At 42.7% G+C, this 14665-nt stretch carries 14 protein-coding genes; 3 read left to right on the top strand and 11 right to left on the bottom strand.

Annotated elements, in window-relative coordinates; translation table 11 throughout:
- Positions 1 to 72: 72 nt before the first annotated feature.
- Together B7703_RS03605 and zapA are read right to left on the bottom strand one after the other, a co-directional pair.
- A complete protein-coding gene (locus tag B7703_RS03605) occupies positions 73 to 621 on the bottom strand; it encodes a CvpA family protein (RefSeq protein WP_084923671.1) in 549 nt (182 codons plus the stop codon).
- The gene (zapA, locus tag B7703_RS03600) at positions 618 to 920 is read right to left on the bottom strand and encodes a cell division protein ZapA (RefSeq protein ID WP_000002019.1); all 303 of its coding nucleotides are present in this window, start codon (positions 918 to 920) and stop codon (positions 618 to 620) included. The genes B7703_RS03605 and zapA overlap by 4 nt, the downstream gene beginning before the upstream one ends.
- An 86-nt stretch (positions 921 to 1006) precedes the next feature.
- Between zapA and rnhC the strand changes: the two genes are divergently transcribed.
- The 3 genes from rnhC (at position 1007) to recD2 (ending at position 5107) form a co-directional block, all read left to right on the top strand.
- Positions 1007 to 1888: a ribonuclease HIII gene (gene rnhC / locus B7703_RS03595; protein WP_084923670.1), complete on the top strand. Its 882-nt coding sequence runs from the start codon at positions 1007 to 1009 to the stop codon at positions 1886 to 1888.
- Positions 1889 to 1891: 3 nt separating this feature from the next.
- Complete coding sequence (gene lepB / locus B7703_RS03590; RefSeq protein ID WP_001083986.1) at positions 1892 to 2506, top strand: signal peptidase I; 615 nt, start codon at positions 1892 to 1894, stop codon at positions 2504 to 2506.
- Positions 2507 to 2740: 234 nt separating this feature from the next.
- The gene (gene recD2, locus B7703_RS03580) at positions 2741 to 5107 is read left to right on the top strand and encodes an SF1B family DNA helicase RecD2 (RefSeq protein ID WP_084923668.1); all 2367 of its coding nucleotides are present in this window, start codon (positions 2741 to 2743) and stop codon (positions 5105 to 5107) included.
- Between the two features lie 153 nt (positions 5108 to 5260).
- Here the strand turns inward: recD2 and tig are convergent, their stop codons facing one another.
- From tig to mvk, 9 genes are all read right to left on the bottom strand, one after another.
- Entirely contained in the window at positions 5261 to 6544 is a 1284-nt protein-coding gene (gene tig, locus B7703_RS03575) for a trigger factor (protein ID WP_084923666.1), read from the bottom strand.
- A gap of 221 nt (positions 6545 to 6765) precedes the next feature.
- Entirely contained in the window at positions 6766 to 7950 is a 1185-nt protein-coding gene (locus B7703_RS03570) for an N-acetylmuramoyl-L-alanine amidase family protein (RefSeq protein ID WP_084923665.1), read from the bottom strand.
- Positions 7951 to 8289: 339 nt separating this feature from the next.
- Positions 8290 to 8922, bottom strand: coding sequence for a response regulator transcription factor (locus tag B7703_RS03565; RefSeq protein ID WP_084888105.1), 633 nt, complete (start codon positions 8920 to 8922; stop codon positions 8290 to 8292).
- A gap of 10 nt (positions 8923 to 8932) precedes the next feature.
- Complete coding sequence (locus tag B7703_RS03560; protein WP_084923664.1) at positions 8933 to 9931, bottom strand: envelope stress sensor histidine kinase LiaS; 999 nt, start codon at positions 9929 to 9931, stop codon at positions 8933 to 8935.
- On the bottom strand, positions 9928 to 10626 hold the full coding sequence (gene liaF, locus B7703_RS03555; RefSeq protein ID WP_049551124.1) for a cell wall-active antibiotics response protein LiaF: 699 nt from the start codon (positions 10624 to 10626) through the stop codon (positions 9928 to 9930). The genes B7703_RS03560 and liaF overlap by 4 nt, the downstream gene beginning before the upstream one ends.
- A gap of 77 nt (positions 10627 to 10703) precedes the next feature.
- Positions 10704 to 11714 (bottom strand): type 2 isopentenyl-diphosphate Delta-isomerase, encoded by a 1011-nt coding sequence (gene fni / locus B7703_RS03550; protein WP_049551125.1) that lies wholly within the window; start codon positions 11712 to 11714, stop codon positions 10704 to 10706.
- Positions 11698 to 12705: a phosphomevalonate kinase gene (locus B7703_RS03545; RefSeq protein ID WP_084923663.1), complete on the bottom strand. Its 1008-nt coding sequence runs from the start codon at positions 12703 to 12705 to the stop codon at positions 11698 to 11700. The genes fni and B7703_RS03545 overlap by 17 nt, the downstream gene beginning before the upstream one ends.
- Complete coding sequence (gene mvaD, locus B7703_RS03540; protein ID WP_000373450.1) at positions 12692 to 13645, bottom strand: diphosphomevalonate decarboxylase; 954 nt, start codon at positions 13643 to 13645, stop codon at positions 12692 to 12694. The genes B7703_RS03545 and mvaD overlap by 14 nt, the downstream gene beginning before the upstream one ends.
- Entirely contained in the window at positions 13627 to 14505 is an 879-nt protein-coding gene (mvk, locus tag B7703_RS03535; RefSeq protein ID WP_084923661.1) for a mevalonate kinase, read from the bottom strand. The genes mvaD and mvk overlap by 19 nt, the downstream gene beginning before the upstream one ends.
- Positions 14506 to 14665 lie beyond the last annotated feature (160 nt).

Here is a 14665-nt window from a genome sequence, read left to right as displayed (position 1 = left end):
ATGTCTAGGTGTGGCAGCTTTTTACATTCAGTCAAATCTGTAAACAAAGGGCTAGGAAAATTCCTGCCCTTTTTATCCGATTAAATTTGTCACCCAGATTTGTTTGAGCCAACTGGTTGTTACTGGTATGCTCTGGATGATGTGTTTTGCGACGATACTCTTTTCAAGAGGATTTTGTATAGCTGCCATGGGAATGGTCGCCAAGATGGTCAAGGTCATTTGCAAGACAAATAAGGTCACCAACATGGACAAGATACCTGCTGAAACTTGGAACAACTTGCCACCCAGTTTTTTACTAGGAATCAAGTGCAAGAGGAGACCAAGCAAACGACCAATGCTATAGACAATCCCAAATACAAGCAAGTAGCCGATACCTGCATAAAAGACCTTATCCAATTGAAAGAGTTGATCCGATGGGAAAAAGAAAGTTCCCTGACCTTCCTGCGGATTTGCATAAGGGAGCAATAAATGGAATTGTTCTCCCAGCCCCTTATAAAATTGGCCAGCCACAAAAGCTGATGCCATAGCTGAAATCAGGTAATAAACCTGTAAGAGCAGGCCTCTCCGATAGCCGATATAAAATCCCCAAGCCAAGACCAATAGAAGAAGGAGTGAAATCATAAGGAATCCTCAATCTTGCTCTGTTCTTGCTTGCAAGTCACAAGCTTGTGACGGAGTTCTTCTAATTCTTGCTCCTTATCATCAAATTCAATCTCACGGCTGAGCTGAGTTGATAAACAGTTGACCGCCAACAAAAGAGCGATTGTTTCATCATCTGCACTAGGCATTTGTTCTTTAATTGCTTGGTATTTTTCTGTCGCAACCTTGGCAATCTCCTCCATAAAAAGGTTATCATGCTCGCTTGTCAAGGTTAATGATTTTTTCCCGAATGTAAATTTGAATCGATTTAGATTTGCCATAAAATTCACCTCACGATATTATACCAAAATTCGCTAATTTTGTCAGTTTTTACAAATTTGCCTGCTTTTATGGTACAATAGAAACTATGGCAAGTATAACACTCACACCAAGCGAACAGGAGATTCAGGCTTTTCTTGAACACTATCAAACCAGTCTGGCTCCCAGAAAGAATCCCTATATCCGCTACTTTTTGAGACTACCTCAAGCAACGGTTTCTATCTATACTTCTGGAAAGGTCTTGCTTCAGGGTGAAGGGGCCGAGAAATACGCCAGTTTCTTTGGCTATCAGGTTTTAGAGGAAAACAGGGGTCAAAATTTCCCTTTGATTGGGACGGATGAGGTTGGAAATGGTTCCTACTTTGGTGGACTTGCAGTTGTGGCTTCCTTTGTCACACCTGACCAGCATGATTTCTTACGAAAACTCGGTGTGGGAGATTCTAAAACTCTGACCGACCAAAAGATCCGTCAGATTGCCCCTATCCTCAAGGAAAAAATCCAGCACCAAGCACTGCTTCTCTCACCAAGCAAGTACAACGAGGTCATCGGAGACCGCTACAACGCTGTTTCTGTTAAGGTAGCCCTCCATAACCAGGCTATCTATCTCCTTCTTCAAAAAGGCATTCAGCCTGAGAAAATTGTGATTGATGCCTTTACCAGTGCTAAAAATTATGACAAGTACTTGGCACAAGAGGCCAATCGTTTCAGCAATCCTATCAGCTTAGAAGAAAAGGCTGAGGGCAAATACTTGGCTGTCGCAGTTTCTTCTGTCATTGCGCGTGATCTCTTTCTGGAAAATCTAGAAAATCTAGGACGAGAACTGGGTTATCAACTTCCAAGTGGAGCTGGAACGCCTTCTGATAAGGTGGCTAGCCAGATTTTACAAGCCTATGGTATGCAGGGACTCAATTTCTGCGCTAAACTGCACTTTAAAAATACTGAAAAAGCGAAAAAACGCTTAGAAAGGTAAGTTATGAATTCATTTAAAAATTTCTTAAAAGAGTGGGGATTGTTCCTCCTGATTCTGTCATTACTAGCTTTGAGCCGTATCTTTTTTTGGAGTAATGTCCGCGTAGAAGGCCACTCCATGGATCCTACCCTAGCAGATGGCGAAATTCTCTTTGTCGTTAAGCACCTCCCTATTGACCGTTTTGATATCGTGGTGGCCCATGAGGAAGATGGCAATAAGGACATCGTCAAGCGTGTCATCGGAATGCCTGGCGACACCATCCGTTACGAAAACGATAAACTTTACATCAATGATAAAGAGACGGATGAGCCTTACCTAGCTGACTACATCAAACGTTTCAAGGATGACAAACTCCAAAGCACATACTCAGGCAAGGGCTTTGAAGGAAATAAAGGAACCTTCTTTAGAAGTATCGCTCAAAAGGCTCAAGCCTTCACAGTTGATGTCAACTACAACACCAACTTTAGCTTTACTGTCCCAGAAGGTGAATACCTTCTCCTCGGAGACGATCGCCTGGTTTCAAGCGACAGCCGCCACGTAGGTACCTTCAAAGCAAAAGATATCACAGGGGAAGCTAAATTCCGCTTCTGGCCAATCACCCGTATCGGAACATTTTAAGAAATCGAAGAGGCCGAGAATCACCAATCTCAGCCTCTTCTTCTATCGTGAGAATATGATTATTCACTATCCAGTTTGATTAAGATAGAAACAAAGTTATACTCAATGAAAATCAAAGAGCAAACTAGGAAGCTAGCCGCAGGCTGTACTTGAGTACGGCAAGGCGAAGCTGACGTGGTTTGAATTTGATTTTCGAAGAGTATTAACTCTCACCTATTTATGCAAAGGAATCTTATGGAAGTTTATTTTTCAGGAACCATTGAACGGATTATTTTTGAAAATCCCAGCAATTTTTATCGCATCCTTCTCCTAGAAATCGACGATACAGACGCAGAGGATTTTGATGATTTTGAAATCATTGTCACGGGCACCATGGCTGACGTGATTGAGGGAGAAGACTATACTTTTTGGGGACAAATTGTCCAGCACTCCAAGTACGGGGAGCAGCTGCAAATCAGCCGTTATGAACGCGCAAAACCAACTAGCAAAGGGCTTGTCAAATACTTTTCAAGTAGCCATTTCAAGGGAATTGGTCTCAAGACAGCTCAGAAAATCGTGAATACCTATGGCGATAATACCATTGACGAAATTCTGCAACACCCAGAAAAGCTAGAAGGCATTGCAGGACTATCTGCAAAAAATCGCGAGGCTTTCGTCTCCACCCTCCGTCTCAACTACGGAACGGAGATGGTTTTAGCCAAACTGGCCAACTACGGCATTCCCAATAAGCTAGCCTTCCAGATTCAAGATTTTTACAAGGAAGAAACCCTTGATGTGGTTGAAAATTATCCCTACCAGCTGGTTGAGGATATCAAGGGTTTGGGCTTTACCATTGCTGACCAACTAGCTGAGGAACTAGGCATCGAAAGTCAGGCTCCTGAACGCTTCCGTGCAGGACTAGTTCATAGTCTTTTTCAGGCCTGTATGGAAACAGGGGACACCTATGTTGAAGCACGGGATTTGCTGGAACAAACCCTTACTCTCCTTGAGTCTTCCCGCCCCGTGGAACTGGATCCCAGCCAAGTGGCCCAAGAACTCTCCTACCTGATTGAAGAAGACAAGGTCCAGCAGATTGATACCAAAATCTTTGATAATAGTCTCTTTTTCGCGGAGGAAGGAATCCGCAGTCACTTGGTTCGTATCCTTGAAAAAGGAAAACAGAAGAGCCAGGATTTAGAAACCATTCAAAAACATATCGCTACTGTCGAAGAAGATCTGGAGATTGAGTATGATAACATTCAAAAACAGGCGATCTGCGACGCTATCCAGAACAAGGTCTTTATTCTGACAGGTGGACCTGGTACTGGTAAGACAACTGTTATCAATGGGATTATCGCTGTTTATGCTCTTTTAGAAGGACTTGACCTCAGGAAAAAAAGCAACTTGCCGATTCTTCTTGCCGCTCCAACCGGTCGAGCCGCTCGGCGCATGAATGAATTGACAGGTTTGCCTAGCGCGACCATACACCGCCACTTAGGAATGACAGGTGACGATGATACTAGTCATCTGGAAGATTATCTGGATGCCGACTTTATCATCGTGGATGAATTTTCCATGGTGGATACTTGGCTGGCCAATCAACTCTTCTCCAACATCTCTTCTAACAGTAAAATCCTTATCGTGGGCGACAGCGACCAGCTACCGTCTGTCAGCCCTGGCCAAGTTCTTTCTGATCTGCTTCATATTCCCTTGATTCCTCAGACTCGCTTGGAAAAAATTTACCGACAAAGCGAAGAATCAACCATCGTCACCCTAGCTAGTCAGATTCGCCAGGGCATCCTGCCAGCCGATTTCACCCAGAAAAAAGCAGACCGTTCCTACTTTGAGATTGCTAGTGGCCATATTCCTGCTACCATTGAAAAGATCTTAGGCGCTGCCCTCAGAAGTGGTATCCCTGCCCGTGATATTCAAGTTCTGACTCCCATGTACCGAGGGACAGCAGGGATTGATGCCATCAACCAACTTATGCAAGACCTGCTCAATCCACCACAAAAGGACCAACTCAGTTTTGAAGCTCCCCAGTGCCACTATCGTAAGGGCGACAAGGTCATTCATTTGGTCAACGATGCTGAAATCAATGTCTTTAATGGAGACTTGGGAGCCATCACAGACCTGATTCCTGGCAAATACACCGAGTCGAAACAAGACGAGATTGTCATTGATTTTGATGGCAACGAGGTCTCTTACCCACGTAACGAATGGTACAAAATTCGCCTGGCCTATGCCATGAGTATCCATAAGTCCCAGGGAAGTGAGTTCCCTGTTGTCATCCTGCCTATCACTAGTGCTAGTAGGCGTATGCTAGAGCGCAATCTCATCTACACAGCCATTACACGCGCCAAAAGCAAACTTATCTTACTAGGCGAATTACAGGCCTTTGACTATGCTACACAACATATCGGAACTGCCCGAAAAACCTATCTGATTGAACGCTTCAGTGACCTACTAGATAATGTTGAAGAAAAGCAACCAGCTGTCTCTGAAACAGCCACATCAAGCACCTCTGAACAAGCCTACATCCTGACAGAAGAAAACTGGGACAGTATCCCCGTCATGATTGGGATTACCGAAGCAGACCTCAAAGAGATTTTTGGAAAATAGTGCATAAGAAAACCCACCTAATCAGGTGGGTTTTTTGTTTATTAATACTCAATGAAAATCAAAGAGCAAACTAGGAAGATAGCCGTAAGCTGTACTTGAGTACGGTAAGGCGACGCTGACGTGGTTTGAATTTGATTTTCGAAGAGTATAAGATTATTTAACTGTTGCTGTGCTTGTGATCAATTCAACAGCTTTTTTGATTGTGATGTCGTGTTTCAACATATCAGCTGAAAGCAAGCTTTGTACTTGTGCAACTTCCATGTTGTAGTCTGTAGCCAATTGCTCGATTTCTTTTTGGATTTCTTCTTCTGAAGCGTCAAATCCTTCAGCTTTCGCAACTGCTTCGATAACAAGGTTAGTCTTCGTACGTGACTCAGCTTCTCCCTCGTATTGTTTGTGAAGGTCTTCTTGAGTAGTTCCAGTGATTTGGAAGTACATGTCAGGGTTGATACCTTGACGTTGCAAGTTTCCAAGGAATTCATTAACTGAACGGTGAACTTCTTCGTGGATCATTTCTTCTGGAAGTTCTACGATTTCAGCGTTTTCTACAGCTTTATCAATTGCTGCACCTTCAACGGCATCTTTGTATGCTTCTTCTTTAGCAGCAGCCAATTCCTTGCGGTATTTTTCTTTCAATTCAGCAAGTGTTTCAACTTCTTCATCGATGTCTTTTGCAAGCTCATCGTCAAGAGCTGGAACTTCTTTCGCTTTTACTTCGTGGATAGTTGTCACGAATTTAGCTTCTTTACCTGCAAGGTCTTCTGCTTGGTAGTCTTCTGGGAATGTTACGATAACATCAACAGTTTCACCAGCTGAGTGACCTACCAATTGGTCTTCGAAACCAGGGATGAATTGACCTGAACCAAGTCCAAGTGAGAAGTTTTCACCTTTTCCGCCATCAAATTCAACACCATCGATAGAACCAACGAAGTCGATGACAACAGTGTCGCCGTTTTCAGCAGCAGCTTCTTTGATAACCAATTCAGCCAAGTTGTTGCGTTCGCGTTCGATACGCTCTTCAACGTCAGCGTCAGTTACTTCTTTTTCTACATCAACTGATACTTCAAGGTTTTTGTAGTCACCCAATTTAACTTCAGGTTTTGTCACGACTTCAGCTGTGATAACCCAGTCTTGACCTTTTTCCATTGAAGTTACATCAATTTTTGGTTGAGCAACCACTTCAAGACCAGCTTCTTTTACAGCTGCTTCATAAGCATTTGGCAAAAGAGCGTTCATAACGTCTTGGTAAAGTGACTCTTCACCAAATTTTTTGTCGAAGATAGGGCGTGGAAGGTGACCTCTACGGAAACCTGGAACATTAAGAGATTTCTTCACTGAGTTGAAGACACGGTCCAATTCTGGTTTGATTTGGTCTTGAGAGATAGTGAAAGTCAAGACACCACGGTTTGTTTCTTTGTTTTCAAATGATACAGACATTCTGTCATTTCTCCTTAAAATTTTTTAAATACAGTCTATTATAACATAAATGGGCGACTTTTTTCAAGTAACGAATGCGCTTTTCAATCCTGCTGGAAGTATGGTTTCTTCTTAATTTTCTTTAGAATTCAAATATAATCTTATAAAAGGTATTCAGTAGTGGCTGATTACAGTTAAAAAACGAATCGCCCATACATCCCTCATTAGGCGATTCGTTTTTCTTATTTAACCACAACCACTTTGTAATATTCGTTTGAGTGTGGAGATTCAATCTTAATTTTTTGACCATAGAAACCATCGATTTCTTTGTCAAGATAATCTCTAACTCCTGATGGCAAGCGTTTCATCTTAAGAATCTCACCGGATTGATCCGCATAGGCTAGAATGTGATAGTGAGTAGTGGTTGCTCCATCATCAATCAGTACAAAGTAACCTGTTTTAAGCTTACCTTGTTCATTTTCTAAATAGTATAGTTTATTGTTATTGATTGTGAAGTAAGTAGACGGAAGTCTAAGTCGTACACCTGGGTCTTCTAGATAAAGATCATTGCCAACTTTTTTGATTTCTGATCTAGTTGTCATCTCTGGAAGTGGTAATACTCTACGACCATCTGCTCCAAAGTAATATCGACCTGGCAGATTTTGGAAATTACGAATAACAGCTTTAGGATCAATTTCTTGTCCTTTTTCTTTATTATCCACTAAAGCTAAGGTTATATTTGCAACATGATCCCCATATTTGTCGGAAAACTTCTTGAACTCAGGTTTGACATACCAAGTGTTTTTAGCCACTATAACATCAGTAAATTTATTCCCATCATATTTTGCTTTAATCAGATATTCATATCCATCGCCTAAACGAACAATATCATCATGTTTATAAGGGCTATCTTGTAAAGTGAACATATGTCCATCCTTGCTGAGAATATAGCCTGTTCCATCACTAGAATTTACAACTCTATCAGAGGCCATTGCACCTGATTGTTCAAAATAATACCAATCACCATTTATGCACTCCCAACCTGTCATCATAGAACCACTAAAATGAAGATAGTACCATGTGTTGCCTTCTTTGTACCAGCCAGTACGCATAGCGCCACTATTAGCTAATGAGTACCAGGTGTTACCTTCCTTGTACCAGCCTGTGCGCATAGCACCACTATCTGCTAGGGAATACCATGTATTTCCGTCTTTGAGCCAGCCTGTCTGCATTTTACCAGCGCTATCGAAGTGATACCAAGAGCCAGCATTTTGCACCCATTTACTTTTAGCTAAGCTTCCATCTTGAGAAAGATTCCAGTCAGCGCCATTTTTTACCCAAGTATCTGCAGCCTGTACTTGATTGATAGACAATAGTAGGCCAGCACCTGCAAGCAAACCAAGTGTGAGTAATTTAGATTTTTTCATAGCCATTTCCTCCACGAATTGAAACTGAGAGATAGAGTTAGTTTAACCATCTTTTTTATAACACTCTTAAAGAGATGAAATAAAGTCCTTAACGCTCTAGTGACCTTATTTTAATAATTTACGGAGACATGATTCTAACCTCCTTTTGGATTTTTTATATCCTTTGATAAATACTATATTACCTTAGTTATCTTTAGCTTTATTCTACTCCCCTATAAAATGAATGCCAACAAATAACATAAAATATTGTGAAAAAAATATTTTATCGTGCTAGAGGTACTTGCTCGCTTCTTTGATACTAAGCTCAGCCATTTCTCCAATATTATTCTTATATAACAATTAAAAATCTTCCTGCCCCACCAAGTGATGCTGAAAGGCATAAACTGCTGCCTGGGTGCGATCGCTGACCTCCAGCTTGGCTAGGATATTGGACACATGAGTCTTGACCGTCTTGAGAGAGATAAAAAGTTCGTCTGCGATGCGCTGATTTTCGTAGCCCTTGGCGATGAGTTGAAGCACATCTCGCTCACGCGCAGTTAAGTCCTCATGTAGTTCTATATGATTGCGGTGGTATTCGACCTTCTTACTGACCTCTTGCTCAATGGCCAGCTCCCCAGTAGCTACCTTACGAACAGCGTGCAGCAATTCATCCGCACTTGAAGTCTTGAGCATATAGCCCCTAGCACCAGCATTTAAGACAGGCATGATTTTTTCATTGTCTAAGTAAGAGGTCACAATCAAAATCTTGGCTTCAGGCCATTCTTTGAGGATGGCCAAGGTCGCGTCAATTCCATTCATCTCAGGCATGACGATATCCATGACAATGACATCTGGACGCAGTTCCAAGGCCAAGTCAATGCCTTGAGATCCGTTGGCAGCCTCACCTACAACTTCTACATCATCTTGGAGGTCAAAGTAGCTTTTCAAGCCCAATCGGACCATTTCATGGTCATCTACTAGTAAAATTTTCATCTCTACTCCTTTATAACTCATTATCTAACAGGGGAATACGGATATCAACCGCCAGACCTTGCTTGGGAGCTGTCAAGAGTTGAACCGTTCCTGCCATATCTTCGACTCGCTCCTTGATATTCCGCAGTCCATAACTCAAGTCGTCTAAACTCCCTAACTGGAAACCAATCCCATTGTCCACCACCTTCAGCTGCAATTCAAGATCCGTCTGATAGAGATAGACATCCAGACAAGAGGCCTGGGCATGGCGGAGGGTATTGCTGATCAATTCTTGCAGAATACGGAAGATATGCTCCTCGATTTTCTTAGGCAATTTCGTCACATTTTGCTTAAGACTAACTCTAAGATCACTCTTGTCCTCAAGCTCTTTTAAGAGGATTTGAATTCCCTCAACCAGACTCTTCTGCTCCAGTTCAACTGGTCGCAAATGCAAGAGCAAGACCCGCAAATCCTTCTGGGCTGTTTCAAGGATGGCTGTGACACTCTGCAACTGGATCTGCATCTTTTCTCTATCCAGTTTCAAAGACTGCTGGCTGACACCTGATAAAATCATGTGAGCCGCAAACAACTCCTGACTGACCGTATCGTGCAAATCCCGAGCAATTCGCTTCCGTTCTTTCTCGATGATTTCCTCTTCCCGAGAAAGGCTGTGATTTTCAGCCTTTTGAATAGCTTCTGTCAAAAGGTTAAGTTTACCTGACAAGGACTTGAAACTGGCATCCAAATCTGGATCTGCAACCTGAACCACTTCTTGCCCTGCCAACAAACGCTTGAGATTAGCCTGCATTTTTCTTAGAGAAAGCTCTTCAACACCTCTCCAAAACAGGGCTAAGAGAAAGGTCATGGACATGCTGAATACCAACAACAAAAAGATAAATTTTTCTGTTTTTTCGACATCATGTAAGAAAATAGACCAGTCAAAGTCAAGGATGTCCAGCAAGCTGTGGGACAGAAATAAGACAAACAGGATGGAGGTGAGGGCAATGATTACATAAGCTTGTTTTTTCATCCTCTGACCACCTCCACATCGCCAATCATAGTGGTCAAGAGAATCTTGACGCTCTTGTTACTCTTGAGATAATCTCTCGTTTCTTGATGATAGTGTTCATTACGTAGAGCTCGCTTTGGATGATTAAAAAAAGTCAAATCCCCATAGAGACAGTTAACACTGAGACTAACTTCTACATCTACGGGCACAATGATTTTGGTCGTACCTACCATCTTTCTGAGGATAATGACATTATCGTGATTGGTTAGGATTACCCTCTCCAGATGAATAGTGTCTTTACCCATGAGGCGAAAAATATTGATATCATCAAATTGGCAAGTCTGGTAACTTGAAAAATGATGGAGATTACCAAACCAACGATTTTTCTCCTTCTTAACCGTCACCACATCTTCAAACACCAAATTGGTCTGATCTTTTTCCTGATTCATCATCGGGTAAAGAAGAAATAGACTGTATATAACCGCAACAAAAATAGCTAGAATCACAAAAGGATTGAGCATGACGATGAAAAAGAAGAGAATGGTTGCCACCACCAAAAGAAGGTTATTGCCCTCTTTACCAGTGTAATAGCGAATCAAAAGCAAAAAGAGGAATAAAATCAGCAGAAAACGCGAAAAATGCTCTGAAACCATCAAAATCAGAGCTCCTGTCAAAAGACAGGCTTCGATAAATAAAAAGATTTTAAATTTTCTCATAGGTTCATCCTCTCCCTTCTATTTTATCACAATTCAAAAAAGTCACCTCGGTCTGAAGATGGAAAAAAAGGCGGTGGTTACGCCTTTTTCATCTGATCCTTTGCTTCTTTTAATTTTCCATAAAGAAGATAGTCTACTTTTTGTAAATCTGCTATAGTGGCACAATTAAGGGCACACATAATCAAACGCAGGTCGTCTTTCCAGCCTTGGACAATGCCAATCACTTCTTCAACTGTGTAGGTTTCAACCAATTCTAGAACTGTTCGAGAGAGTCCTACAGCCTTAGCACCAAAGACCAAACACTTAATCATATCCAGCGGATTGCGAACACCTCCACTAACTAAGAGTTGGACCTTGTCTTTCCAGTCTTGGGCATTGATAAGGGCCTGCATGGTGGACTGGCCCCATTGATTGAGGTAGTCACGTTGACCACTGCGACGGTTTTCGATATAAGCAAAGCTGGTGCCACCACGTCCTGATAGATCCACTGTACGAACACCCAGTTCATAGGCTCTTTCGATGGTCTTCACATCCATTCCAAAACCTACTTCCTTGAGGACAATCGGAACAGGGATTTGCTTGCCATAGTCTGCTAGGTGCGATTGCCAGTTTCTAAACGTTCTTTCTCCCTCAGGCATGAGCAATTCCTGCATGACGTTGACATGCACTTGCAAGAGAACAGGATTCATCTCTTCTACAGTCTGAAGACCTAACTCGACAGGCTTGTCCAATCCAATATTGGTTCCAAGAAGGAGATTTGGATGATCAGACTTGACAGAAAAAGAGTCAGCTGCTGGATCTTTAAGGGCTGCGCTATAAGAACCCGTTACAAATAAAATATCACAGGCTTCCGCCACCTGAGCCAGCTTTTGATTGATTTCTCTTCCCTTATCGCTTCCACCCGTCATGGCATTGATATAAAAAGGAAAATCCCACTTTCGACCAGCAAACTCTGTCGACAGATCGACTTCATCCAGGTCGTAAAGAGGCAAGGAAGAATGAATCAACTCCACCTCATCAAAGCTATTATAGGAACTTTTCTGCTCAAGGGCATAGCGGATGTGCTCATCCTTACGATTTGTCGTCATGTCCTATCCTTTCTTGGTATAAGAGCTCAATCCCCAGATCGGCCCAACGGTTTTTTAGGGTTTTAGTTGATTGCTCATCAAAACTCAAGGCAATACCACAATCACCACCACCAGCACCGCTACTCTTGGCGACAGCTTGCAAATCTTGACTAGCTTCTTTCAACTGTCTAAGCGAAGGCGTGTAAATATCTGTGCTCAAGCCTTCTAAGAGCTTGCTGGCCACTTCTACTTGCTCGATAATTTTTTCTGATTTCACCTGTTCCAAGGCTTCTACCAAAGAAACCACCGTTTCTTTTGAGGAACTTAAAAAATTCTGATTGATATTTTGCTTGATTTGCTGGACCATGTGACTCGATACAGCCACTTCCTTGGTCCATCCCACTAGGAAATCACATTCTAGGGCAGGTTGTACATGTGAGATTGAAAAGCCCCAATCACGCTCTAAAACAGTCGCTAAGTTTTCTTCTTCCAACCAAGCAGCCACCTTCTGGCGATCAAATGACTGGTAGAGAACCAAATCCTCTGCCACAATACAGGCAATGTCCCCCATAGAACCATTGTCTCCGCGCTTAAGCAAGACAGCACTGGCCAGCTTGAACAAGAGGTTCTGATCAATCGAAAGATTATACAGAGCCAGCAGAGCCTTGATGACCAAGACAACGACGCTACCGCTAGAACCTAAACCAAACTTTTTCCCTTCTCGTTCCATTTTTCCACGGATTTCTAGAGAAAAAGGTCGCAAGGTCTGCCCACGATAAACGAGGAAGCCATTCATCAAAGCAATTGTTTCTTGAATCAAGCTATAGTCAGGATTTGGCGTCAAATCAACTGCGAAATCAAACATATCTGAGTAGATACGGTAACTATCAGAAAAAGCAATCTCGCCCTTCATATAGATGGGAATAGCCTTTATCAAGGCCAACTGCCCTGGTTCTAGAATAGCATATTCACCTGCCCAATAGAGTTTTCCGCAAGTTTTAACAGCAATCATCTTGGCTCAAATCCTTTGTTTTTGACACAATCAAGCGGTAACGCTGACCGAAGATTTCTGATAAATGCTCCAAGTCTTTCTCTTGACATAGGACCTTGACATTGGGACCTGCATCCATGGTAAAGTAGCAGGATTCTCCTTGCTCGCGAAGCTGACGGACAAAGTCCATGGCTTCATAGCTTGCATCGGTCAGATAAGAAAAGGCTGGTGATGCTGTTTTGGTCGTAGCGTGCATAGCCAGGGCATTTTTCTCCGTTAATTCCCCAACCTTGGCAAAGTCATTCTCTTTGAGATAAAGCAGCATATCCTGATAATCCTTCTCAGACTGACACACCCAGTCATCAAAGGTCGTCGATGTCTCCACACAAAGTTTCATCCCATCACGACTAGAGATTGGTTTTTTCTTGTCCTCTAGTACCAACATAATCATAGCTAGTTTCAAGTCTGTCTCTACAGGGTAAATTTCTCCGCTATCCTTATCCCAAGCACCTAGTGGTCCATAAAAACTCCGAGAGGAAGAGCCTGAGGCAAACTTAGCCTCCTGTGCCAACTGGCTCCGAGTCAATCCAAGCTTGAAATAAGCATTACAAGCCTTGACCAAGGCAGACAAACCACTAGAACTTGATGACAAGCCCGCTGCCGTAGGCATATTATTTTGAGTATCAATTCGAACAAAGCCCTCACCAGCTGGACGGTAACGGTCAATAATCTTGCTCATCTTGACATGCTCCGCCTCACTCTGTAGCAGACCATTGATGTAAAAGACATCAGCAGTCGCATCCGTCGGTAGAGGCAACAGGGCCGTCTCTGTGTACATGTTTTCCAAAGTCAGAGAGATGCTGCTAGTAGCAGGCACCATCTCTTTTTCTTTTTTCTTTCCCCAATATTTGATAATAGCAATATTTGCGTAAGAACGTACTGTTACAGGCTCTCTATCCATGTCTGAACAGCTCCTTTCTCTTCTAATCTTTCTGCTAGTTCTTGAGCTTGAGTCAAATTGGTTGCCAAGGCTATGATACAGCCTCCTAGCCCACCACCGCTCATCTTGGCACCCAGAGCACCATGGCTAAGAGCCGTTTCAACTAGAGAATCCGCCTCAGGGCTACTAACACCAATTTCTTTTAGATGTAAATGCGCTTGACTAAGGATTTGTCCCAGTCCTTCAGCATCTTTTTGTGAAATCGCAACTTCTGCCTGCTGGGTCAATTCTCCCAAGGCATGCAAAAACGGTAGGGCATCCTTGCCCTTGTTTTGAACCACTTGAATAGCTTCACGAGTATGGCCATAAACACCCGTATCAGCAATCACCAAATAGGCAGATAAATCCATCTCAAGCTCTGTAAATCCTACATTCTTAATAAATCGAATAGGCTGGTCACTGAGACAGGTCTTAGCATCCAAACCACTTGGATTCATATGGGCAATCATCTCCGCCCGATTGACCAAGATTTCTAGTACATCATGAGGCAGATCAGCCTCATAGTAGTCAAATACCGCACGAATGGCCGCTATGCTGATAGCAGCTGACGAACCCATTCCCCGTTTTTCAGGTATAGCCGAGTCAATCTCACAGCGAATGCAAGCATCCTTGATATTTAGATGTTCAAGTGAAGCATACACCGCCATGGACAAGGTATCCTCCTCATAGAGGCGCCAAGGTCTGTCAGCAGGAACTACCTTACAAGTCACCTCCACCTCCAAAAGAGGCAGAGAAATGGCAGGATAACCGTAAACGACCGCATGCTCCCCTATTAAAATAATCTTACTATGTGCCTGACCGACACCAACTTTTTTTGTCATATTTTCCTTTTACTAGACGAAAAAGCCGTCTCATACTCAATGAAAATCAAAAAGCAAACTAGGAAGCTAGCCGCAGGCTGTACTTGAGTACGGTAAGGCGACGCTGACGTGGTTTGAATTTGATTTTCGAAGAGTATTATTTTTTCCTACAAGTATTTAT

This window comes from Streptococcus mitis (assembly GCF_002096735.1).
GTDB lineage: Bacteria > Bacillota > Bacilli > Lactobacillales > Streptococcaceae > Streptococcus > Streptococcus mitis_CZ.
The sequence above is the reverse complement of the archived record's forward strand: the minus strand, read 5'-3'. Positions and strand labels throughout refer to the sequence as shown.

Coding starts and splice junctions, on each gene's coding strand:
- B7703_RS03605 (WP_084923671.1), bottom strand. CDS start 621: ATGATTTCACTCCTTCTTCTATTGGTCTTGGCTTGGGGATTTTATATC.
- zapA (WP_000002019.1), bottom strand. CDS start 920: ATGGCAAATCTAAATCGATTCAAATTTACATTCGGGAAAAAATCATTA.
- rnhC (WP_084923670.1), top strand. CDS start 1,007: ATGGCAAGTATAACACTCACACCAAGCGAACAGGAGATTCAGGCTTTT.
- lepB (WP_001083986.1), top strand. CDS start 1,892: ATGAATTCATTTAAAAATTTCTTAAAAGAGTGGGGATTGTTCCTCCTG.
- recD2 (WP_084923668.1), top strand. CDS start 2,741: ATGGAAGTTTATTTTTCAGGAACCATTGAACGGATTATTTTTGAAAAT.
- tig (WP_084923666.1), bottom strand. CDS start 6,544: ATGTCTGTATCATTTGAAAACAAAGAAACAAACCGTGGTGTCTTGACT.
- B7703_RS03570 (WP_084923665.1), bottom strand. CDS start 7,950: ATGAAAAAATCTAAATTACTCACACTTGGTTTGCTTGCAGGTGCTGGC.
- B7703_RS03565 (WP_084888105.1), bottom strand. CDS start 8,922: ATGAAAATTTTACTAGTAGATGACCATGAAATGGTCCGATTGGGCTTG.
- B7703_RS03560 (WP_084923664.1), bottom strand. CDS start 9,931: ATGAAAAAACAAGCTTATGTAATCATTGCCCTCACCTCCATCCTGTTT.
- liaF (WP_049551124.1), bottom strand. CDS start 10,626: ATGAGAAAATTTAAAATCTTTTTATTTATCGAAGCCTGTCTTTTGACA.
- fni (WP_049551125.1), bottom strand. CDS start 11,714: ATGACGACAAATCGTAAGGATGAGCACATCCGCTATGCCCTTGAGCAG.
- B7703_RS03545 (WP_084923663.1), bottom strand. CDS start 12,705: ATGATTGCTGTTAAAACTTGCGGAAAACTCTATTGGGCAGGTGAATAT.
- mvaD (WP_000373450.1), bottom strand. CDS start 13,645: ATGGATAGAGAGCCTGTAACAGTACGTTCTTACGCAAATATTGCTATT.
- mvk (WP_084923661.1), bottom strand. CDS start 14,505: ATGACAAAAAAAGTTGGTGTCGGTCAGGCACATAGTAAGATTATTTTA.